Below are 20,996 nucleotides of genomic sequence, written 5' to 3'. Positions count from 1 at the left end.
GGAGATGCCTGGCTGGAGATTTCTTTCGCCTGTGAGATCGAGCGCCGCCCAGCTCCAAAGCCATAACCCTTACTGTCCAAAAAAAGGGACCCACCCCATGCCTTTGCGACAACTTTCCATCCAGTGGAAGATCACCCTGCTCGCCGGTCTCTGCCTGGCCGGCATCGTCACCCTGCTCGTCGGCCTGTCGCTGTACCGCATGGACCACAGCTCGGACCTGGTCAAGGCCAGCAGCATGCAGATGCTGACCGAGTCGGCGCAGTCGCGCATCGAGTCGCAGGGCGAGGTGCAGGCGCTGAACATCCGCCGCCAGTTCATGGACGCCTACCAGTACGGCGCCGGTTTCGCCCGCCAGGTGCTGTTCCTGCGCGAGCAGGCGGAAAAGCGCTTTCTCGATGCCTTCGACCTGCGCGAGGACATGACCCGCCAGGTGCGCGCCGCCCTGCAGGCCAACCCCGAACTGCTCGGCCTGTCGCTGGTATTCGAGCCCAACGCCCTGGACAACAAGGACAGCCTGTTTGTCGGCAAGGCCGAACTGGGCAGCAACGAAACCGGGCGCTTCGCCCTGTACTGGTCGCAGCCACGTGTCGGCCAGCTGACGGCCATGGCCCTGCCCGAGCATGACATGGCCAACACCGAGATCGGCCCCAGCGGCCAGCCTGCCAATACCTGGTGGGTGTGCCCGCGCACATCCGGCAAGGTGTGCGTGGTGGAGCCCTACTTCTACGACATCGATGGCCAGCAGGTGCTGATGACCAGCATCGTCTTCCCCCTGGCAGTCGACGGCAAGGTGATCGCCACCCTGTCCATCGACATCAACCTCAACAGCCTGCAGGCCCTGAGCCAGGAGGCCAGCCGCAGCCTGTACGAAGGCCGCACCACGGTCGGCATTCTCAGCCCGGTCGGCCTGCTGGCCGGCTACAGCGCCGATGCCAGCAAGCTGGCCCAGCGCTTCGACCAGGTCGATACCGCCAAAGGTGCCGAACTGGTGCGCAAGCTGGCCGACGGCAAGATGACCATCGTGCACGGCCAGCAGCGCCTGAAAGTGCTGGCCGCGTTCCGGCCGATCCCGGATGCCCAGCCCTGGGGCGTGCTGCTGGATGTGCCGGAAAACGCCCTGACCGGGCCGGCCGAAGCGCTGAAACAGGAACTGGACGCGCTGAACACCAGCGGCACCCTGCTGGAACTTGGCCTGGGCCTGGCGGCGGCGGTTGCCGGCCTGCTGATGGTGTGGCTGATGGCCCGTGGCGTTACCCGGCCGATCCTCGGCGTGGCAAGCATGCTCAAGGACATCGCCAGCGGCGAAGGTGACCTGACCCGCCGCCTGACCTATCAGAAGCAGGACGAACTGGGCGAACTGGCCGGCTGGTTCAACCGTTTCCTCGACAAGCTGCAGCCGACCATCGCCGAGGTCAAACGCTCGGTGCAGGCAGCCCGTGGCACCGCCGACCAGTCTTCGGCAATTGCCACCCAGACCAGCGCTGGCATGGAGCAGCAGTACCGCCAGGTCGACCAGGTGGCCACTGCCTCGCACGAGATGAGTGCCACCGCCCAGGACGTCGCCCGCAGCGCCGCCCAGGCCGCGCAGGCCGCCCGCGACGCCGACCAGGCCACCCGCGAAGGCCTGGCGGTGATCGACCGCACCACCCACAGCATCGATGCCCTGGCCGCCGACATGAGCAACGCCATGGCCGAGGTACAGGGCCTGGCGCAGAACAGCGAGAAGATCGGTTCGGTGCTGGAGGTGATCCGCTCGATCGCCGAACAGACCAACCTGCTGGCGCTGAACGCCGCCATCGAGGCGGCCCGCGCCGGTGAAGCCGGCCGCGGCTTTGCCGTGGTCGCGGACGAGGTGCGCAACCTGGCCCAGCGGACCCAGGAATCGGTGGAAGAAACCCGCCAGGTTATCGAGGCCTTGCAGAACGGCACCCGCGAAGTGGTCGGTGCCATGGACAACAGCCACCGCCAGGCCCAGGGCGGCGTGCAGCAGGTTGGCCAGGCCGTCACCGCGCTGCAGCGCATCGGCCAGGCAGTGACGGTGATCACCGACATGAACCTGCAGATCGCTTCGGCCGCCGAGGAACAGAGCGCGGTGGCGGAGGAAATCAACAGCAACGTGGCAACCATCCGGGATGTCACCGAGTCGCTGTCGGGGCAGGCCAACGAGTCGGCGCGGGTCAGCCAGTCGCTGAACAGCCTGGCCAACCAGCAACAGGCGCTGATGGACCAGTTCCGCGTCTGAGTCACTTGCAGGCCGCTGCCTATCGCGTGCAGCGGCCTTCCTGCCGGGCCTGGAGCCGGTCGTCTACACTTGCGGCAACTCAGTAGCGCCACTCCAAGAGGCCCCATGAAAAAGATCCCGACGTTGCTGGCCGGCCTGCTGCTCGCAGTAGGCCTGGCCAGCACCGACAGCGCCGCCTCGGCAGAACGCAGCGAGCCCATCCGCTTTGGTGCCATAGGCTGGGAAAGCGGCGCCCTCACCACCGAGATCCTGCGGCTGATCGTGGAGCGAGGCTACGGCTACACCACCGATACCGTGCCCGGCAGCACCGTCAGCATGGAAGTGGCCCTGGCGCGCAACGACCTGCAGGTAATCGCCGAGGAGTGGGCCGGGCGCAGCCCCGCCTGGGTCAAGGCAGAACAGGCCGGCCAAGTGTTCGCGTTGGGCGACACGGTCAAGAACGCCGAAGAAGGCTGGTGGGTGCCAGCCTACGTGATCGAGGGCGATGCCGCACGCAAACTGAAACCCGTGGCGCCGGAACTGCGCAGCGTCGAGGACCTCCAGCGTTATTCGCAGGTGTTCCGCGACCCCGAGTCACCCGGCAAAGGGCGTTTTCTGAATAGCCCCAGCGGCTGGACATCCGAAACCGTCAACAGCCAGAAACTCAAGGCCTACGGGCTTAATGATCTCTATACCAATTTCCGCAGCGGCTCCGGGGCTGCAATGGATGCCGAAATCGGCTCGGCCATCCGCCGTGGCCAACCGGTGCTGTTCTACTACTGGAACCCGACCCCTTTGATGGGGCGATACAAACTCATACGCCTGCAAGAGCCACCGTTCGATGCCCAGGCCTGGGCCACCCTCACCGATGCCGGCAACCCCGACCCCAAGGGCAGCAGTTCGCTGCCGGCCAAATTGTCGATCGGCGTATCCAAGGCCTTTCGCGAGGGTTACCCGGAGCTGGTGAGCGCGTTCGAGCGGGTCGACCTGCCCATCGACCGACTGAACCAGGCACTGGCCAACATGAGCGAAAAGCGCACGCCGCCCCGTGACGCTGCCCTCACCTTCCTGCGCGACAACCGCAAGGTGTGGAAAGCCTGGTTGCCTGCGGACATTGCCGCCAAGGTCGAGGCCAGCCTGTGAGCGGCGGCTTCCCCCAAGCCCTGCAATTTTCCTTTGCCGACAGCATCAACCGGCTGGTCGACTGGCTGGTGCTGCATTACGGCGATCACCTGCGCAGCGTCTCGGACCAGTTGCTGCAACTGCTGGTCGGCCTGGAAACCCTGCTGCGCCTGCTGCCATGGTGGCTGCTGCTGTTGCTGGTCGGCCTGCTGGCCTGGCATGCCAGCCGCAGCGTGCTGCGCAGCGCGGTACTGGTGGCGTTGCTGGCCCTGATCGGCATGCTCGGGTTGTGGGACAAACTGCTGCAGACCATGGCGTTGGTGTTGGTCAGTACCGGCCTCTGCGTGCTGGTGGGCGTGCCGCTGGGCATCCTGCTGGCTGCCCGGCCGCTGGCGAAGCGGTTGCTGTTGCCGGTACTGGATGTGATGCAGACCTTGCCGGCCTTCGTTTACCTGATCCCGGTGCTGATGCTGTTCGGCCTGGGCAAGGTGCCCGCCGTGTTCGCCACGCTGATCTATGCCCTGCCACCGCTGGTACGGCTGACCGAACTGGGCCTGAGCCAGATCGACCCTTCGCTGCTGCAAGCCGCCCATGGCCTGGGGGCCAGCCGCTGGCAGCGGTTGCGGCGCATCGCCCTGCCGCTGGCGCTGCCGAGCATCATGGCCGGGCTCAACCAGTCGGTGATGATGGCCCTGTCGATGGTGGTGGTGGCTTCGATGATCGGCGCCCGCGGGCTGGGCGAGGATGTGCTGTCGGGGATCCAGACCCTGAATGTCGGCCAGGGCGTCGAGGCCGGGCTGGCGATCGTCGCCCTGGCCATGGTGATCGACCGGATCAGCCAGGCCTATGGGCGTGGTGCACGTTGAAACAGTGCTGCCTGCTCCGGCCCTATCGCCGGCAAGCCAGCTCCCACAGGTTGCCACAATGGCCACCGCCGGCGGAGTACCTGTAGGAGCTGGCTTGCCGGCGATAGGGCCGAGCCTGACAATGCAGCCCTGTCAGCTTGAAACCGGACCTCAACCGCATGTCCCTCAAAGCCCTGCGCACCCTGGTGACCATCGCCCGCCACGGCACCTTCGCCCGTGCCGCCGACCTGCTCAGCCTCACCCCTTCGGCGGTGAGCCTGCACATCAAGACCCTCGAAGACGAACTGCAGGTGACCTTGTTCGACCGCAGCCGCAGGCAGGTGTCGCTGACCGAAGCCGGCCAGTTGGCGGTGGCCCGCGCCGAGATCATCCTGGCTAGCTATGACGAACTGGCCGACGCCCTGGCCAGCGGCCCGAGCCTGCGCGGCCGCCTGCGCCTGGGGGCGATCCACACGGTGCTGGCGCGACGCCTGCCCAAGGCACTGGTGTGGATCAAGGCGCACCACCCACAGCTGCACATCAGCGTGGCCTCCGGCATGTCGGCAGAACTGGCACGGAGGGTGGAAGACGGCGAACTCGATGCGGCGATCACCACCGAGCCGGTCAGCCCCTACCCGCAAAGCCTGGACTTCACGCCGTTGTTCGAAGATCGCTTCTGGGCCATCGCCAGCCCCGACCTGGCCGGGCAAAGCGTGGCGCAGTTGCTGGCCAGCCAGCCGTTCCTGCGTTTCGACAAGCGTGCCTGGGCCGGACGACAAATCGAACAGGAACTGCGTCGGCAGCATTTGCAGGTGAGCGAGCAGATGGAGCTGGACAGCCAGGAAGCGCTGGCGCGCATGGCGGTGATGGGCCTGGGTGTGGCGATCATCCCCATGGCCGATGACGATCTGCAACGCTTGCCACCGGCCACATGCCTGCCGTTTGGCGACCCACAGCTGACCCGGCGGGTGGTGTTGCTGGAGCACGAGAAGAGCCAGCGGCGGCATTTGAGCGCGGTGCTGAAGACTGCGCTGGAGGCTTGAGATTGCCGGGGCCGCTGCGCGGCCCTTTCGCGACACAAGGCCGCTCCCACAGCGAACGCGTTGCATTTGGAGGCAGTGGGCAAACCTGTGGGAGCGGCCTTGCGTCGCGAAAGGGGCGCACAGCGCCCCCAGAGCAAACATGCATTTTTCCTCAATGGTCAGTGCAGAAAACAACGTTTTTACAGATCGATCCGCACCAGTAGTCTGTGCCCCGTACCCGACCACGGAACGTCGATCATGCTCCACCTGCTGCTGACTACCCTGCTGCCGATCATTCTGCTGATTGCCCTGGGCACTTTCCTGCGCCTGCGCGGCTTCCTCGCCGATAACTTCTGGCCCGGCGCCGAGCGCCTGAGCTATTACGTACTGCTGCCGTCGCTGTTCCTCCATGGCCTGGCTACCGCCAACCTCGATGGCGTGCCGGTGCTGGGCATGGTCGGCGTGCTGATGCTCTCGACCCTGGCCGGGGCTGTGCTGCTGATGCTGTACCAGGGCGCAATGAGCCACGACGGTGCCGACTTCACCTCGGTGTTCCAGGGCGGCATCCGCTTCAACAACTACATCGGCGCCACCCTTGCAGCGGGTATCTACGGCAGCGCCGGCATCGCCCTGGCGGCAGTGGCCAACGCCGCCATCGTGCCACTGGTCAACCTGCTTTGCGTGCTGGTGTTCGCCCGCTTCAGCGCCCGCCATAGCTCACCGGCCACGGTGCTGCGGGCCATCTTCGCCAATCCCTTGATCGTCGGTTGCGCCGGCGGGTTGCTGCTGCGCGCCAGCGGGCTGGGCTTGCCAGCGGGTATCGAACCCACGGTCAAGGCCCTGGGCCAGGCCGCCCTGCCGCTGGGCCTGCTGTGCGTCGGCGCAGCCCTGGGTGGGGCCCGCCTGGGCCAGCAGGTGCGCCCGCTGATGGCGGCGTCGGCATTCAAGTTCCTGGTCATGCCGCTGACCACCTGGGGCTTGTGTCGCCTGCTTGGCCTGGGTGGCCAGGCAGCGGTGGTGGCGGTGCTGTTCCAGGCACTGCCGACTGCGTCGTCTTCCTATGTGATGGCTCGGCAAATGGGCGGTAACGCACCGCTGATGGCCACCATCATCGCCCTGCAGACCGTGTTGGCCGCCGCCACCCTGCCTTTGGTGCTGATGCTTGCGCTTGGCTAGACTTTGAACCAGCCTACAGTTCGGGAGCTTGCATCATGCGCTTTTCGTGGATGGTGATCGGCCTGGTTTCGGCCCTGCTCGCAGGCCCCTTGCACGCGGCCGCCCCGGCCAAGGCTGCCGTCGCCGAGGACAAGGCCGAGGTGCTCGAGGAAAAAGTGGTGAATGACACACCACCCCCGAAAAAGGCCGAGACCCTCACGCCGGGCGAAGCGCAGGCAGTGGACCCGGCCGGCCAGGCGCCGCTGGATGACAGCATCACCTGCCTGGCCCGCACCATCTACTGGGAAGCCAAGGGTGCCGACGCCGAAGACATGGCCGCCGTGGCCAACGTCGTGCTCAACCGCCTGGGCCACGATGGCTTCCCGGATACCATCTGTGGCGTGGTCAAGCAGGGTGTTGAAAGCAAGGCCTGCCAGTTCTCCTGGTGGTGCGACGGGCGCCCGGACCAGGTCGAAGAAGCGCAACGCTACGACATTGCCAAGGAGATTGCGCGCAAGGCGCTCAACCAGCAGTTGAAAGACCGTACCGGGGGTGCCTTGTACTTCCATGATCGCAATGTGCGCCCGGACTGGGCCAAAGCCTATCGCCGGACGGCGCAGACCAGGCATTTTCTGTTCTACAAACCGAACCAGGCGGTTGCGCGCTGATACCCACCGGGCGCTGGCAAACGGGCTGACAACTGCGGTTTGATAGGAATGATTACCAACTGTTCGCACTTTTCCGATGATCAGTGGTCTACTCCCCCTTGTGGCGCCAGCATCGAATGCCGGCGTTTTCATTGCTTTGCACGATCCCGGGCCAAAAGCCGCGGGCTTGTGTAGGATGAGCAGCGCAAACCACGACGCTGCCAGTCATAGGGAGATCCACATGCGCGTCCTGTCATCCGTTGCCGCCTTGTCGCTGGGCCTGGTCGTTTCGGCCGGGGCACTGGCTGCCACCGGCGAAGAGGCGCAACTGATCGATTCGATCAACGTCTACCGCAGCAAGGCCCAGCCCTGCGGTGGAGAAGCGTCGTTGGAGCTGCCGCCGCTCAACAGCGATACCCGCCTGGCGCTGTCGCCAGAGGGTACGCGCGACCTGCAGCAGGCCATGACGCGCGCCGCCTACCCGATGGTCAATGTGCAGGCCATCAGCCTGTCGGGGCCGCGCGATGCGCGCGCTGCCATGCATGCCATCGAAGAAAGCTTCTGCCAGGTGGTGCTCGACCCACAGTTCGTCGATATCGGCGTCAGCCAGGAAGGCCGCGACTGGCGCATCGTGCTGGCCCGGCCGCTGCTCAGTGGCCGCCTGGGCGACTGGCAGGCCGAGGGGCAGAAGGTGCTGCAGGAGATCAACGCCGCGCGCAAGGTGCCGCGCCAATGTGGTGGCCAGCCTTTCGCCGCCGCCCCCGCGCTGAGCTGGAGCACGGTGCTGGCCGGGGTTGCTGCCAACCACACCCGGGCCATGGCCAACCAGAACTTCTTCGACCACATCGACAAGGATGGCCGCACCCCCGGTGACCGGGCAGAGCTGGCCGGCTACCTGTATCAGCAGATCGGCGAAAACATCGCCGCCGGGCGTGACACCGCGCGCAAGGTGGTCGATGGCTGGCTCGATAGCCCAGGGCACTGCGCGACGCTGATGAACCCGGACTTCCGTGAGCTGGGCGCTGCATATGCGGTGGACCCGAAGAGTGATGCGGGGATTTACTGGACAGGGTTGTTCGGGACGCCGCAGTAAGCCGGCTCTCACAGGACTCATTGAATTGGCAGGGCCCTGCAGGAGCGGCTTTAGCCGCGAACACCGGCGCAGCCGGTGCCATGCACCGCGGTGGCGTCTTCGCGGGTAAACCCGTTACCACAGGGTACCTGGACCGCTTGTGAATTCAGTTCTCTACGTGACTGCGCAGTTCAAGGGCCGTGCAACCGAACCGCCGCCGCACGCACTTGCCCAGGTAACTGGCATCGCCCAGGCCCACTTCATCGGCAATCTGCGCCAGGCTGTGGCTGGAATTGAGCAAGCGCCAGCGCGCCTGTTGCAGGCGCATCTCCAGCCACCAGGCCTTGGCGCTCATGCCGTGGCTGGCGTGAAACTGCCGGTCCAGCTGGCGCCGGCTGATGCCCAGCTCCGCCGCCAACTGCTCCGTGGTCAATGGCGAACCCAGGTGATGACGCATCAACGCCTGGGCGCGCTGCACCTGCCGCCCCTGCCCGGCCCCCAGCTCCAGCGAGCGCAAGGCATGGCGGCTATCGCGGGTTTCATCCACCAGCATGTCGGCCAGGCCCTTGAGCGCCCGGGCCCGCCCGCAGGCACGTGACAACAGCGCGACGGCCAGGTCGATGGCCGCGGTGCCGCCAGCGCAGGTGATGCGGCTACCGTCGATGCAATACAGCTGCTCACTCAGCACCTGCAAATGCGGGAAGGCTGCGCGGAATTCGGCTTCGTGGCGCCAGTGCACCACTACCTTGTGGCCCTGCAGCAACCCGCAGGCGGCCAACAGGAAAGCACCGTTGTCGACCCCCACCAGCTTGACGCCAGCCTTGCCGGCCTGCCTGAGCAAGGGCCGGTAGCGAGGCGCCAGCGCGGCAGTGGCCATGGCGTTGCGCCCGCCGAACACCACCAGGTAGTCGAAACTGGCCAGCTCGAGCTGGCCAGCGACGGCCTCGACCTGCACCACAGCGCCACTGCTCGACGGCACCGGGTCGAGGGTCAGCCCTGCCACGGTCCAGCTGCAGTAGCGCTGCTGGCTGTAGTCCTCGTCGTCGGCGCTGAAACGCAACTTGTCGAGAAAGGCGCCGAACGGCAGCAGGGCGAAATCCGGTAATGGCAAGATCAGCAAGCGGATATCGGGCAGCATGGCATTGCGTCCAGAAAAAACCATCAGATGTCCAGATCATACTATTTCTGACCAAAGCCGACGCCATAGACTGGCGCCCTCCCGATCAACAAGGCGTTCCCACCATGGCACTCGAAACCTGGCTCATCTACCTGCTGGCCAGCATCGGCCTGTCGCTGACCCCAGGCCCCAACAGCTTGCTGGCCCTGACCCATGGTGCCCTGTATGGCGCACGCAGGACGTTGTTCACCATCGTCGGCGGAGTGTTTGGCTTCAGCGCCCTGATCGCCCTTGCCATGTTCGGCCTCAGCGCGCTGCTGCAGGCCTCGGCCTCGGTGCTGAGCGTGCTCAAATGGGTGGGTGGTGCCTATTTGATCTGGCTGGGTATCCAACTGTGGCGCAGCCCAGGCCTGCACCTGGAACTGACTGCGCAAAACGCGCGGGCGGGCAATGCCGGGCTGTTCCGCCAGGGCTTGCTGTCGGCCATGGCCAACCCCAAGGTGCTGCTGTTCTACGGCGCTTTCCTGCCGCAGTTCATCGACCCGCAGCGAGGGTTGCTGCTGCAGTTCGTGGTGATGGCGGCAACCTTTGCCAGCGTCGAGTTCCTGGTCGAATACCTGTTGGCACGCCTGGCGTTTCGCATCCGGCCATGGCTGGCCAAGGGCGGCAAGGGCTTCAATCGCTGCTGCGGCAGCCTGTTTGCCTTGATTGGTGTGGCGCTGCCGCTTGGGCGGTAACGTCTGATACAGGCGTGTGCAGGTCTTTTTGTGGGAGCGGCCTTGTGTCGCGAAAGGGGTGCGAAGCGCCCCCCCACGATCTACGCATCACTTCAGAATTGCCGGGGCCGCTTTGCGGCCCATTAGCGACAAAAGGCCGCTCCCACAGGTGACCGCGCTAGCATTCAACCCCGGCGCGCTTTGGCCAGGAAGATGAGCAAGGCCACACCCGGCAACCCCGCCCCCACCAGCGCCACACCCTGCCAGCCAAACTGGTTGAACACCACACTGGCCACCGCCGAACCCAGCGCCCCACCCAGGAAGATGCTGGTCATGTACACCGCGTTCAGCCGCCCGCGGCTGGCCGGGTCCAGCGCGTACACTTCACGCTGGCCTATGACCATGTTCATCTGCACCGCAAAATCCAGCAGCACGCCGGTCAGGCCCAGGCCGATCACGCTGTAGCCTGGCACCGTCAGCCCCAGCAACAGTGCCGCTGGCGCCAGCAACAACGCCAGCAGTGAACCGGCCCGGGCATGCCCGGCATCGGCCAGGCGGCCGGCCATGGGTGCGGCAACGGCGCCCACCGCGCCCACCAGGGCGAATACTGCGATCTGGCTCTGCGACAGGCCATGCTCGGTTGCCAGGGCCATCGGCACCGCCGTCCAGTAAAGGCTGAACGCCGCGAACATCAACGCCTGGTAAAGCGAGCGCTGGCGCAGCAAGGGATAACGGCGCAGCAACGTGAGCAGCGACAGCATCAGGCCGGCATAGCTGGCCTTGTGCTCGGGCACCCGCCGCGGCAAGGTCAGGGCCAGCAGCAGGATGATCGCCAGCATCACCCCGGCAGCGCCAATGAACACCGCACGCCAGCCGAAGTAGTCGGCCACCAGGCTGGACAACGGCCGCGCCAGCAGGATACCCAGCAGCAGGCCGCCCATGATGTTGCCGACCACCCGCCCACGCTGCTGCTCCGGCGCCAGGTGCGCCGCCAGCGGGATGAGCATCTGCACCGCCACGGAACTGAAACCGATCAGCAGCGCGTAGCCGAGGAACAGCTGGCCTTGGCCGCTGCTGCTGGTACCCGCCAGCAGCAGGCTGACGCAGGCCAGCACGGCGGTAGCCACCATCAAGCGGCGGTTCTCCAACAGGTCGGCCAGTGGTACCAGCAACAGCAGGCCCAAGGCATAGCCCAGCTGTGTGAGTGAAACGATCAGGCTGGCATGCTCGGTGGACAGCCCCAGGTCCGGGGCGATCAGGCCAACGATGGGCTGGGCGTAGTAGATATTGGCGACGATTGCGCCGCAGCAGAAAGCCAGCAGGGCGACCAAGGCCCGGCTGAGGCCGGTGGCTGCAGGCTGCGCCGCGGCAAGGGAAGGGTTCATGCGAGTGTCCTCGGCAATGGCTGGAATATGCTGGCCACCATACCCAGACGTTCTTCAGGCGAGAATCCAGCGCTGGCGCAACAGGGCTTTGCACACTGCGCAACACTAGGTGCCGCGCTGCAACAGGTTTTCGCAAAAGTCGATAAAGGCATTCACCCGCCGCGAACCACGATGGTTGGGCAGGTACAGGGCGTTGATGCTGTCATTGGCCGCGCCGGGGCTGACCTGCCAATCGGGGAACAGCCGCTGAAGGCGCCCGGCCGCCACATCCTCTTGCACCAGCCAGTCGGCGAGCAGCGCGATGCCGCTGCCCGCCAGTGCGGTTTCGCGCAGCATGTCGGCATTGGCACTGCGCAACGGCCCGCTCACATCCAGTTCCAGACTGTCCTGCCCACGGGCCAGGCGCCAGGGGCGCCCTTTCTGCCCGTAGCGAAAGCGCAGGCAGGCGTGCCCGAGCAACTGCCGCGGATGCTCCAGCGCGTCTCGCCCGGCCAGATAGCCCGGGCTGGCCACCAGCCAGCGCTGGAAGCGCCCCAACTGGCGGCATACCAGCTCGTCATTGGGCGAGGGGTCGCCCAGGCGGATCGACAGGTCATAGCGCCCGTCAAGCAGGTCATCCAGGCGGTCGCTGAGGTCGATGTCCAGCTCCAGAGCCGGATGTTGCGCCAGAAACGGCCCAAGGTGCGGGGCGATGACCCGCCTGCCGAACTCCACCGGCAAGCACAGCCGCAGCACACCGACAGGCTCCTCGCCCCGGTCGGCGACACTGGCATCGGCCTCGTCCAGGGCCTCGAAAATACCCCGCGCGCGCTGGTAATACCGGGCGCCGGCCTCGGTCAGGCTGACCTGGCGGGTGGAGCGGTTGAGCAAGGTGGCGCCCAACGCCGCTTCCAGCGCATCGACCAGGCGCGTCACCGACGATGTCGCCAGCCCGAGCCGGCGTGCGGCAGCAGAAAAGCCCTGGGCATCGACGGTGGCCACGAACATCTTCATCGCCAGGAGTTTGTCCATTTGTTGCCCGTCTTCCAAATCCCGGAAAGTTCTTACAAACAGCCGGGCCGGTCAAGAAGCGCGGCGTACGGCAATTGCGTCCATAGTGGAACCACCCCCTTCCAAACGAGGTTTTCCATGATCCCGACCAACCTGCTGACTGCCCTGCCCCCTTGCGACCCCACCAGCGCCGAATGGGTCGACCAGCTGCTCAGCCGCCCGGGCGTGCGCGTGGAACGTATCGTCTCCAGCGGCCAGGCCAGCCCGCCCGGTTTCTGGTACGACCAGGCCGAAGGCGAATGGATCGTGCTGCTCAGTGGTGCCGCCGGCCTGCGCTTCGAGCACGAGAGCCACACCCGCCTGCTGGCGCCGGGCGATTGCCTGGACATCCCACCGCATTACCGCCACCGCGTGGAATGGACCGCCCCCGGCACCGCCACCATCTGGCTCGCGGTGTTCTACAGCAGCGGTACTCCGTGGCCGGCATGAATCCGGTCATTGAAAATCGAACGCGGGTCACCCACCCGACATGAACATCCTGTTTACTGCATTTTTAAACGCATGATCTAGACTTTTAGCCACACATTGCACAGTTCAGCCCTGCGACAATCCGCCCCACAAAATTATGTACCAACTTGTTAATTAGCAAGCTAAGAGATTACACTGCGCGCATTCCACCTGCTGAGATCCCTGGCATGAAAGAAACCCCGCGCGCCTCTGGCGCCACAAACATCATCCTGGTCGGCCTGGGCGTGATCATCGCCCTGCTCGGCCTCCTCCTGGCTGCGGGCGGCGTCAAGCTGGCCGGCCTGGGCGGTTCCTGGTACTTCCTGATCGGCGGCCTGGCCATGGCCATCGCCGGCGTCCTCATCGCTCGCCGCAAACCGGCTGGCGCCTGGCTGTACGCGGCATTTCTGGTCGGCACTGCCATCTGGGCGCTGATCGATGCTGGCCTGGTGTTCTGGCCGCTGTTCTCGCGCCTGTTCATGTTCGGCGCAATCGGCATGGTGGTGGCGCTGGTCTACCCGCTGCTGGCCCGTGCCAATGGCGCCAGCGCCGGCCGCGGTGCCTATGGCGTTGCCGGGGTGATGGCCGTGCTGCTGGTGATCGCCGCCGGCAACATGTTCGTCGCCCACCCAAGTGTCGCCCCCACCGGCAAAGGCCCGGGCATGACTCCGGTCGAAGCCGACAAGGCGCAGAAGGACTGGGCCCACTACGGCAACACCGAAGGTGGCAGCCGCTTCGCCGCGCTGGACCAGATCAACCGCGACAACGTCAACAAGCTGAAGGTAGCCTGGACCTACCACACCGGTGACGTGGCGCTCAGCGACGGCAACGGTGCCGAAGACCAGCTGACCCCGCTGCAGGTCGGCAACAAGGTGTTCATCTGCACCCCGCACAACAACCTGATCGCCCTCGATGCCGACACCGGCAAGGAGCTTTGGAAGAACGCGATCAACGCCCAGTCCAAGGTCTGGCAGCGTTGCCGTGGCATGGCCTACTTCGACGCCACTGCCGCCATCGCCCAGCCGACCCAGCCGAACAGCTCGCCAATCACCGCGGTCAGCGTACCGGCCGGTGCCAACTGCCAGCGTCGCCTGCTGACCAACACCATCGATGGCCGCCTGATTGCCGTCGACGCCGATAACGGCGAGTTCTGCCAGGGCTTCGGCAACAACGGCCAGGTCGACCTCAAGGCCGGCCTGGGGGATGTGCCGGACTCCTACTACCAGCTGTCCTCGGCACCTCTGATGGCCGGTACCACCGTGGTGGTCGGCGGCCGCATCGCCGACAACGTCCAGACCGACATGCCAGGCGGCGTGATCCGTGGTTTCGACGTGATCACGGGTGAAATGCGCTGGGCCTTCGACCCCGGCAACCCGGAAGATCGCCAGGCGCCGCAGGGTGACAGCACCTATGTGCGCAGCACCCCCAACAGCTGGGCCCCGATGTCCTACGACCCGGCGATGAATACCGTGTTCCTGCCGATGGGCTCGTCGTCCACCGACATCTACGGTGTCGAACGCAGCAAGCTGGACCACACCTATGGCGCTTCGATACTGGCCCTGGACGCCACCACCGGCAACCAGAAGTGGGTGTTCCAGACCGTGCACAACGACCTGTGGGACTTCGACCTGCCGATGCAGCCGAGCCTGATCGATTTCACCAAGGACGACGGCCAGTCGGTACCTGCAGTGGTAATCGGCACCAAGGCCGGGCAGATCTACGTGCTCGACCGCGCCACCGGCAAGCCGCTGACCCAGGTCGACGAAGTACCGGTCAAGCCAGGCAACATCCCCAACGAGCCATACTCGCCAACCCAGCCGAAGTCGGTGGGCATGCCGCAGATCGGCGCGCAGACCCTGACCGAATCGGACATGTGGGGCGCAACCCCGTACGACCAGCTGCTGTGCCGCATCGACTTCAAGAAAATGCGCTACGACGGCCTGTACACCGCGCCGGGCACCGACCTGTCGCTGAGCTTCCCGGGTTCGCTGGGTGGCATGAACTGGGGCAGCATCTCCACCGACCCGGTACATGGTTTCATCTTCGTCAACGACATGCGCCTGGGCCTGTGGATCCAGATGATCCCGTCGCAGAACAAAGGCAGTGCCGCTTCCGGAGGCGAAGCGCTGAACACCGGCATGGGCGCAGTACCGCTCAAGGGCACCCCGTATGCGGTGAACAAGAACCGCTTCCTGTCGGTGGCCGGCATTCCGTGCCAGGCGCCGCCATTCGGCACCCTGACCGCCATCGACATGAAGACCCGCCAGGTGGCGTGGCAGGTACCGGTGGGTACCGTCGAGGACACCGGCCCGCTGGGCATCCGCATGCACCTGCCGATCAAGATCGGCCTGCCGACCCTTGGCGGCACCCTGTCGACCCAGGGTGGCCTGGTGTTCATCGCCGGCACCCAGGACTTCTACCTGCGCGCCTACGACAGCAGCAACGGCAACGAAATCTGGAAGGCCCGCCTGCCAGTTGGCAGCCAGGGCGGCCCGATGACCTACGTCTCGCCGAAGACCGGCAAGCAGTACGTGGTGATCACGGCTGGCGGCGCGCGCCAGTCGACTGACCGTGGCGACTACGTGATTTCTTACGCCTTGCCGTAACACCGCGTCGCCCCCTTCGCGGGTAAACCCGCTCCTACAGGAACTGCACCGTTTGCAAGGGCAGTGAAAATCCTGTGGGAGCGGGCTCACCCGCGAAGAGGCCTTAGAAGACAACCCGAGATTCAGCAATGCCATCCGCAATTCGCATCACCCCCACCCTGCTGCTGGCCCTGGCCAGCAGCACCGCCCTGGCCGACGGCGACCTGATGACCCGCAGCACCCTGACCGGTGACTGGGGCGGCCTGCGTCACCAGCTGGAAGAAGACGGCGTCAAGTTCACCGGCGACTACAGCGGCGAAACCGCCTACAACGCCCACGGTGGCCTGCACCGCTCGGCGCGCTACTCGCAAAACCTGAAACTGGGTGTGCAGTTCGACCTGTCGAAACTGTACGGCCTGGACAACGGTGGCAAGGTCCAGCTGACCATCAACGACCGCCGCGGCAACAGCGCCTCGGAAGACCTGGTGGGCAACCGGCTGCCGATCCAGGAAAACTTCGGCGGCCTGTACACCCGCCTGACCGAGCTGAGCTACGAGCGCACCCTGTTCACCCCGGCACTCAACGTCAAGCTCGGCTACATGGCCATGGGCAACGACCTCGGCGGCCTGGACAGTGGCATCCTGTGCAACTTCATGAACGCCGGCTTCTGCGGCCACCCGCTGAACATGTCTGGCGGCAGTGGCTGGACCAATTACCCCAATGCCCACCTGGGCGTGCGGGTGAAGTACGACCTGTCGCCGTCCTGGCAGCTGCGTGTGGCGGCGTTCAACGTCGACCCGGAAAGCAACGGCAATTCCAGCCGCGCCTGGCACCTGGGCCCCAAGCACACCACCGGCACCGTGGTACCGGTAGAGCTGGTGTACAAGCTGCAGGGCGAGCTGCCCGGCGAGTACAAACTGGGCTACTACTACGACAGCTCCGATGTGAAGCGCATCGGCAGCGACGAGGAAGTGTCCGGCCGCGGCGGCCACTACCTGCTGGTCGACCAGGCCGTGTGGAACGACCAGGGCTTGCCGGGCCGCAGCCTGCATGCCTTCGGCCAGTACTCGGCGTCGAGCAAGGCCGCCTCGCCGTTCACCAGGTGGTATGGCGCTGGCGTGGTGCTGTACAAGCCGTTCGCAGGCCGCCCGAAGGATACCGTGGCGCTGGGCTATGGCCGTGCCGTGCCCAACCCGCGTAGCCGCGACGTGCTGGAAGATGCCGCGTTCAATGCCGGGGAGCAGTTCCCCGATATCGACAGCGCCGAGCAGTTGGTGGAGCTGAGCTACGGCTACCAGGCCACGCCGTGGCTGAACCTGCGCCCGGATGTGCAGTACATCATCGAACCGGGTGCGTTCTCCGGGAAGGATATCGACAACGCGCTGGTGGTTGGCCTGCAGGTCAAGGCTACCTTCTGAAATCTTGATTGGGGCTGCTCTGCAGCCCTTCGCGGGCACGCCCGCTCCCACAGGTATATCGCCGGCTGTCCTGGCGGTGCTGTACCTGTGGGAGCGGGCGTGCCCGCGAAGAGGCCAGCGCAATCAACCCTGCCTGAGGTAATCCACCAGCCTCAGCAACATGGCATCACAACCCCGCAACTGCTCGACACTGACGAACTCATCCGGCTTGTGCCCCTGGTCCATGCTCCCAGGCCCACACACCACAGTCGGGATGCCTGCCTGTTCGAACAGCCCACCTTCGGTACCAAACGCCACCGTACCGAACTCATCCGAACCACTGAGCAGCGCCACCAGGCGAGCCGCCTCGCTATCCGCTGGCGTGGCCAGCCCTGGATACGCACTCAACGGCTGCAGGCGAATGGCGCTGGCGGCATTGACCTTGCGCATGCGCGGCAGCAATTCGGCCTCGGCATAGGTTTGCAACTGGTCGGCCACTGCTTGCGCCTCGAACCCCGGCAAGGCCCGCACTTCGAAATCGAATTCGCATTCCGCCGGCACGATGTTCAGCGCCCTGCCCCCTTTGATCACACCAGTCTGCACAGTGGAGAACGGTGGGTCGAAGCGCTTGTCGTGATGCTCCGGCAACGCCAGGGCATCACCGATATCACCCAGCTTGCCGATCAGCTTCGCCGCATACTCGATGGCATTCACCCCATACGGCGCATACGCCGAGTGGCAGGCCGCGCCATGCACCTGGCAACGCATCGCCAGCTTGCCCTTGTGCCCCAGCACCGGCTTGAGTTCGGTGGGCTCGCCAATCAGGCACAGCCGTGGCTTGTGCGGGCGCTGCTCCAGCGCGGCCAGCATCGAGCGCACCCCCAGGCAGCCGACTTCCTCGTCGTAGGAGAACGCCAGGTGCACCGGCATGCGCAACGGCTGGGCGAGAAACGCCGGTACAGCCGCCAGCACCGAAGCGATGAAGCCCTTCATGTCGGCCGTGCCCCGGCCATACAGACGCCCGTCGCGCTCACTCAGGGCAAACGGCTCGACTGTCCAGGCCTGGCCGTCCACCGGCACCACATCGGTATGCCCGGACAGCACCACGCCGCCTACGTCCCGGGGGCCGATGGTGGCAAACAGGTTGGCCTTGGTGCCTTCCGGGTTATGGAACAGTTCGCTTTCCACCCCCAACTCGGCCAGGTAGTCGCGGATGAAGCCGATCAGTTCGATGTTGGAATCCCGGCTGACCGTGGCAAAGCCGATCAGCCTGGCCAGCAGCGCGCGACTGGCAAATTCACTCATCGCCCGGCACCCCGTAGCTTGGCGCGGCAGTCGGGTTGAGGGCGCGGGTGACGTAGTCCTGCATCTGCGGCCGGTACGCCTGCCACAGGCCATCGAGTACAGCGATCGGGTCGGCCTCGGCCCAGTCCACGCGCAGGTCCACCAGCGGCCAGGTCAGCTCGCCGGCAATCTTCAACGCCGCCGAGTGCACCGGCCCCGCCTCGCCGCCTGCGGCCATCGCCGCGTGCATGGCCGCCAGCAGGCGGTCGGCCAGATGCCCGCCAGCCTGTTCAAAGGCCTGCACCATCGCCTCGATCACCCGGGTCGAGGCCAACAGGTTGCCTGCCGCCGCACATTGCTCACCGGCGAGGGCGTAGTGCGTGCCCAAGGCTTCCTTGCCAGTGAACAGCGCCACCTGGCCATGGCTGTCGATCACCGTGAGCTGGCGGTACTCGCTCCAGCCATTGGCGCTCAGCACCCGGTCCAGCGCAGCGGCAGGCGGCAACTGGCCCTGTTCCAGGGCATCGAGAATCTGCGGGCCCAGCGCCGGCAAGGTGATGTTCTGGGTGGCGACCGCACCCACACCGGCACGCACCCACGGGCAGCGGGCGCCCACTGCGATGCTTGAAGAGCTGATGGCGATACCGACCTGGCCGGTTTCCTGGCAACGACCGATGATGGAAAAAGTCATGTCATGGTTCCTGTTGTGCTGTGCGATACACGGCATTCTGGGTTGAACCTTTCGGCCGGCGAAACGACCTTTTTCCGAGGGGTTAGGCAGGAAAAAGCTTTGTTGTGGCTGAGATCGAGCGCCGCCCGCGCGGCGCTTCGCAGCCAAGGCTGCTCCTACATCTGTTTCGGGCCAATCATTCCTGTCGGCACAGCGCGCGGCCCCTTTGCGTCCAACTCGCAAGCCACAGAATCCAGGGTCTTCGCCGTTTTATCGGCAAACCCCAGCTAAATACTATTTTCGCCAATTCCACGGCATCCCTAGTCTGGCCCCAGGCAACGGCGGTCCTCCAAACCGACCTGACAAAAACCGCCTGAACAAGGGCTCGGACATGACACTGAACAACCTCGAAATCGACACCCTCGTCGTCGGCGCCGGCCAGGCCGGCGTGGCCATGAGCGAACACCTGAGCAAGCTTGGCGTGCCGCACCTGGTGCTGGAGCGCAAGCGTATCGCCGAGGCCTGGCGCACCGGCCGCTGGGACTCGCTGGTGGCCAACGGCCCGGTCTGGCACGACCGCTTCCCGGGGCTGGAATTCAACCTCGACGCCGACGCCTTCGCCGGCAAGGACCAGGTGGCCGACTACTTCGAGCAGTACGTACGCAAGTACAACCTGCCCGTACGCACCGGCATCGAAGTGAAGAAAGTGCTGCGCAACAGCGACCGTCCCGGTTTTACCATCGAAACCAGTGAAGGCGTGATTCGCGCCAACCGCGTGGTCGCCGCCACCGGCCCGTTCCAGAAGCCGGTGATCCCGGCCATCGCGCCGAAAGACGGCAACCTGCACCAGATCCATTCCGCGGCCTATTACAACCCCGAGCAGTTGCCAGAAGGCGCTGTGCTGGTGGTCGGCGCCGGTTCCTCCGGCGTGCAGATCGCCGAAGAACTGATGCGTGCCGGGCGCCAGGTGTACCTCTCGGTCGGCGCCCACGATCGCCCGCCACGTGCTTACCGCAACCGCGACTTCTGCTGGTGGCTGGGCGTGCTGGGTGAGTGGGATGCGGAAATCGCCAAGCCTGGCCGCGAGCACGTGACCATTGCCGTCAGTGGCGCACGTGGCGGCCACACCGTTGACTTCCGCGCCCTCGCCCACCAGGGCATGACCCTGGTCGGCCTGACCCAGTCGTTCGAGAACGGCGTGGCGCGCTTCCAGGACAACCTGGTCGAGAACATCAACCGCGGCGACGAAAACTACCTGGCCCTGCTGGATGCCGCCGATGCCTACATCGAGCGCAACGGCCTGGACCTGCCGGAAGAGCCCGAAGCCCGCAAGCGCCTGGCCGACCCTGAATGCATGCGCAACCCGCTGCAGCAGCTGGACCTGGCCAAGGCCGGCGTCACCAGCATCATCTGGGCTACCGGTTACGGTGTCGACTTCAGCTGGCTGCAGGTAGACACCTTCGACGCCAACGGCAAGCCCCAGCACCAACGCGGCGTAGCCCGCGAGCCGGGCGTGTACTTCCTTGGCCTGCCGTGGCTGTCGCGCCGTGGCTCGTCGTTCATCTGGGGCGTGTGGCACGACGCCAAGCACGTCGCCGGTCACATCGCCACGCAACGCACCTATACCGCCTACCGCGACCGCGAACAACGCGCGGCGGATGAGCAGCAACAATCCAAGATCAGCAACGTCAGCACCCTCGGAGCCCACTGATGCCTACCCATACTCGCATCCGCATGTTCAACACCAAGGCCACCTACCCCAACCAGACCCTGGACAACGACCTGTGCCAGGCGGTGCGCGCCGGCAACACCATCTATGTGCGCGGCCAGGTCGGCACCGACTTCGAAGGCAACCTGGTGGGCCTGGGTGACCCAAGGGCCCAGGCCGAGCAGGCGATGAAGAACGTCAAGCAGCTGCTCGAAGAGGCCGGGTCGGACCTGTCGCACATCGTCAAGACCACCACCTACATCACCGACCCGCGCTTCCGCGAGCCGGTGTACAAGGAGGTGGGCAAGTGGCTCAAGGGGGTGTTCCCGATTTCCACCGGGCTGGTGGTGGCCGGGTTGGCCCAGGCCGAGTGGCTGATGGAGATCGACGTGATCGCCGTGGTGCCTGACCAAGCCTAGCGGGATCACCAGGAGCGGGCTTGCCCTGATATTTGACAGTCAGTGTTATTGGGGCTGCTGCGCAGCCCATCGCCGGCAAGCCGGGCTCCCACAGGTACGGCGCCAGACCTCAAGGTTTGCGAAATCCCTGTGGG

General features: G+C 65.5%; 18 protein-coding genes and 1 pseudogene. 14 read left to right on the top strand and 5 right to left on the bottom strand.

What is annotated here, in order from left to right; translation table 11 throughout:
* Positions 1-4: 4 nt before the first annotated feature.
* The 8 genes and pseudogenes from IRZ77_RS27400 to IRZ77_RS22020 all read left to right on the top strand — a co-directional run.
* Positions 5-1,384, top strand: a pseudogene (locus tag IRZ77_RS27400) (PDC sensor domain-containing protein); the annotation flags it as partial.
* A gap of 102 nt (positions 1,385-1,486) precedes the next feature.
* The gene (locus IRZ77_RS27395) at positions 1,487-2,242 is read left to right on the top strand and encodes a methyl-accepting chemotaxis protein (RefSeq protein WP_370464244.1); all 756 of its coding nucleotides are present in this window, start codon (positions 1,487-1,489) and stop codon (positions 2,240-2,242) included.
* 105 nt (positions 2,243-2,347) lie between these two features.
* On the top strand, positions 2,348-3,364 hold the full coding sequence (locus IRZ77_RS22045) for an ABC transporter substrate-binding protein (RefSeq protein ID WP_085602186.1): 1,017 nt from the start codon (positions 2,348-2,350) through the stop codon (positions 3,362-3,364).
* Positions 3,361-4,209, top strand: coding sequence for an ABC transporter permease (locus IRZ77_RS22040; RefSeq protein WP_046615402.1), 849 nt, complete (start codon positions 3,361-3,363; stop codon positions 4,207-4,209). The genes IRZ77_RS22045 and IRZ77_RS22040 overlap by 4 nt, the downstream gene beginning before the upstream one ends.
* A 158-nt stretch (positions 4,210-4,367) precedes the next feature.
* Positions 4,368-5,231, top strand: a complete 864-nt coding sequence (locus IRZ77_RS22035; protein WP_196174428.1) for a LysR family transcriptional regulator — start codon at positions 4,368-4,370, stop codon at positions 5,229-5,231.
* A 237-nt stretch (positions 5,232-5,468) separates the two neighbouring features.
* Entirely contained in the window at positions 5,469-6,386 is a 918-nt protein-coding gene (locus IRZ77_RS22030) for an AEC family transporter (protein WP_153670833.1), read from the top strand.
* Between the two features lie 35 nt (positions 6,387-6,421).
* Positions 6,422-7,033: a cell wall hydrolase gene (locus tag IRZ77_RS22025; protein WP_046615405.1), complete on the top strand. Its 612-nt coding sequence runs from the start codon at positions 6,422-6,424 to the stop codon at positions 7,031-7,033.
* A gap of 220 nt (positions 7,034-7,253) precedes the next feature.
* On the top strand, positions 7,254-8,105 hold the full coding sequence (locus tag IRZ77_RS22020; protein ID WP_025338862.1) for a CAP domain-containing protein: 852 nt from the start codon (positions 7,254-7,256) through the stop codon (positions 8,103-8,105).
* 145 nt (positions 8,106-8,250) lie between these two features.
* Here the strand turns inward: IRZ77_RS22020 and IRZ77_RS22015 are convergent, their stop codons facing one another.
* A complete protein-coding gene (locus IRZ77_RS22015; RefSeq protein WP_196174438.1) occupies positions 8,251-9,222 on the bottom strand; it encodes a GlxA family transcriptional regulator in 972 nt (323 codons plus the stop codon).
* A 104-nt stretch (positions 9,223-9,326) separates the two neighbouring features.
* Between IRZ77_RS22015 and IRZ77_RS22010 the strand changes: the two genes are divergently transcribed.
* Entirely contained in the window at positions 9,327-9,938 is a 612-nt protein-coding gene (locus tag IRZ77_RS22010) for a LysE family translocator (protein ID WP_085602190.1), read from the top strand.
* Between the two features lie 164 nt (positions 9,939-10,102).
* Here the strand turns inward: IRZ77_RS22010 and IRZ77_RS22005 are convergent, their stop codons facing one another.
* Together IRZ77_RS22005 and IRZ77_RS22000 are read right to left on the bottom strand one after the other, a co-directional pair.
* Entirely contained in the window at positions 10,103-11,302 is a 1,200-nt protein-coding gene (locus IRZ77_RS22005; protein ID WP_108480118.1) for an MFS transporter, read from the bottom strand.
* Positions 11,303-11,407: 105 nt separating this feature from the next.
* The gene (locus IRZ77_RS22000; RefSeq protein WP_196174427.1) at positions 11,408-12,313 is read right to left on the bottom strand and encodes a LysR family transcriptional regulator; all 906 of its coding nucleotides are present in this window, start codon (positions 12,311-12,313) and stop codon (positions 11,408-11,410) included.
* 117 nt (positions 12,314-12,430) lie between these two features.
* Here IRZ77_RS22000 and IRZ77_RS21995 point away from each other — a divergent pair, with 117 nt between their 5' ends.
* From IRZ77_RS21995 to IRZ77_RS21985, 3 genes are all read left to right on the top strand, one after another.
* Positions 12,431-12,781: a cupin domain-containing protein gene (locus IRZ77_RS21995; RefSeq protein ID WP_046615410.1), complete on the top strand. Its 351-nt coding sequence runs from the start codon at positions 12,431-12,433 to the stop codon at positions 12,779-12,781.
* 206 nt (positions 12,782-12,987) lie between these two features.
* Positions 12,988-15,405: a glucose/quinate/shikimate family membrane-bound PQQ-dependent dehydrogenase gene (locus IRZ77_RS21990; protein WP_196174426.1), complete on the top strand. Its 2,418-nt coding sequence runs from the start codon at positions 12,988-12,990 to the stop codon at positions 15,403-15,405.
* Between the two features lie 128 nt (positions 15,406-15,533).
* Positions 15,534-16,802: a carbohydrate porin gene (locus tag IRZ77_RS21985; protein ID WP_196174425.1), complete on the top strand. Its 1,269-nt coding sequence runs from the start codon at positions 15,534-15,536 to the stop codon at positions 16,800-16,802.
* Between the two features lie 123 nt (positions 16,803-16,925).
* Here the strand turns inward: IRZ77_RS21985 and argE are convergent, their stop codons facing one another.
* Positions 16,926-18,086 (bottom strand): acetylornithine deacetylase, encoded by a 1,161-nt coding sequence (argE, locus tag IRZ77_RS21980; protein ID WP_196174424.1) that lies wholly within the window; start codon positions 18,084-18,086, stop codon positions 16,926-16,928.
* Positions 18,079-18,756 (bottom strand): DUF1028 domain-containing protein, encoded by a 678-nt coding sequence (locus IRZ77_RS21975; RefSeq protein ID WP_135003072.1) that lies wholly within the window; start codon positions 18,754-18,756, stop codon positions 18,079-18,081. The genes argE and IRZ77_RS21975 overlap by 8 nt, the downstream gene beginning before the upstream one ends.
* Before the next feature lie 370 nt (positions 18,757-19,126).
* On the opposite strand from IRZ77_RS21975, the gene IRZ77_RS21970 reads away from it, so the two are divergent.
* Positions 19,127-20,446 carry a flavin-containing monooxygenase gene (locus tag IRZ77_RS21970; RefSeq protein ID WP_046615415.1) on the top strand — a complete coding sequence of 440 codons (1,320 nt, stop codon included), beginning with the start codon at positions 19,127-19,129 and terminating at the stop codon, positions 20,444-20,446.
* Positions 20,446-20,862 (top strand): RidA family protein, encoded by a 417-nt coding sequence (locus IRZ77_RS21965; RefSeq protein WP_085599032.1) that lies wholly within the window; start codon positions 20,446-20,448, stop codon positions 20,860-20,862. Before IRZ77_RS21970 ends, IRZ77_RS21965 begins: the two co-directional genes overlap by 1 nt.
* The last annotated feature ends 134 nt before the right edge of the window (positions 20,863-20,996 follow it).

The organism is Pseudomonas pudica (assembly GCF_015680405.1).
In the GTDB taxonomy this organism is placed as follows: domain Bacteria; phylum Pseudomonadota; class Gammaproteobacteria; order Pseudomonadales; family Pseudomonadaceae; genus Aquipseudomonas; species Aquipseudomonas pudica.
Note: the sequence above shows the minus strand (reverse complement) of the source record. Positions and strands in the feature narration are given on the sequence as shown.

Bases quoted from the DNA above. Each gene is read 5' to 3' on its own strand.
- IRZ77_RS21995 (WP_046615410.1), top strand. From the start codon at position 12,431: ATGATCCCGACCAACCTGCTGACTGCCCTGCCCCCTTGCGACCCCACC.
- IRZ77_RS22000 (WP_196174427.1), bottom strand. From the start codon at position 12,313: ATGGACAAACTCCTGGCGATGAAGATGTTCGTGGCCACCGTCGATGCC.
- IRZ77_RS21975 (WP_135003072.1), bottom strand. From the start codon at position 18,756: ATGACTTTTTCCATCATCGGTCGTTGCCAGGAAACCGGCCAGGTCGGT.
- argE (WP_196174424.1), bottom strand. From the start codon at position 18,086: ATGAGTGAATTTGCCAGTCGCGCGCTGCTGGCCAGGCTGATCGGCTTT.
- IRZ77_RS22045 (WP_085602186.1), top strand. From the start codon at position 2,348: ATGAAAAAGATCCCGACGTTGCTGGCCGGCCTGCTGCTCGCAGTAGGC.
- IRZ77_RS22025 (WP_046615405.1), top strand. From the start codon at position 6,422: ATGCGCTTTTCGTGGATGGTGATCGGCCTGGTTTCGGCCCTGCTCGCA.
- IRZ77_RS22030 (WP_153670833.1), top strand. From the start codon at position 5,469: ATGCTCCACCTGCTGCTGACTACCCTGCTGCCGATCATTCTGCTGATT.
- IRZ77_RS21990 (WP_196174426.1), top strand. From the start codon at position 12,988: ATGAAAGAAACCCCGCGCGCCTCTGGCGCCACAAACATCATCCTGGTC.
- IRZ77_RS21985 (WP_196174425.1), top strand. From the start codon at position 15,534: ATGCCATCCGCAATTCGCATCACCCCCACCCTGCTGCTGGCCCTGGCC.
- IRZ77_RS22015 (WP_196174438.1), bottom strand. From the start codon at position 9,222: ATGCTGCCCGATATCCGCTTGCTGATCTTGCCATTACCGGATTTCGCC.
- IRZ77_RS22020 (WP_025338862.1), top strand. From the start codon at position 7,254: ATGCGCGTCCTGTCATCCGTTGCCGCCTTGTCGCTGGGCCTGGTCGTT.
- IRZ77_RS21965 (WP_085599032.1), top strand. From the start codon at position 20,446: ATGCCTACCCATACTCGCATCCGCATGTTCAACACCAAGGCCACCTAC.
- IRZ77_RS22010 (WP_085602190.1), top strand. From the start codon at position 9,327: ATGGCACTCGAAACCTGGCTCATCTACCTGCTGGCCAGCATCGGCCTG.
- IRZ77_RS22005 (WP_108480118.1), bottom strand. From the start codon at position 11,302: ATGAACCCTTCCCTTGCCGCGGCGCAGCCTGCAGCCACCGGCCTCAGC.
- IRZ77_RS21970 (WP_046615415.1), top strand. From the start codon at position 19,127: ATGACACTGAACAACCTCGAAATCGACACCCTCGTCGTCGGCGCCGGC.
- IRZ77_RS22035 (WP_196174428.1), top strand. From the start codon at position 4,368: ATGTCCCTCAAAGCCCTGCGCACCCTGGTGACCATCGCCCGCCACGGC.
- IRZ77_RS27395 (WP_370464244.1), top strand. From the start codon at position 1,487: ATGGAGCAGCAGTACCGCCAGGTCGACCAGGTGGCCACTGCCTCGCAC.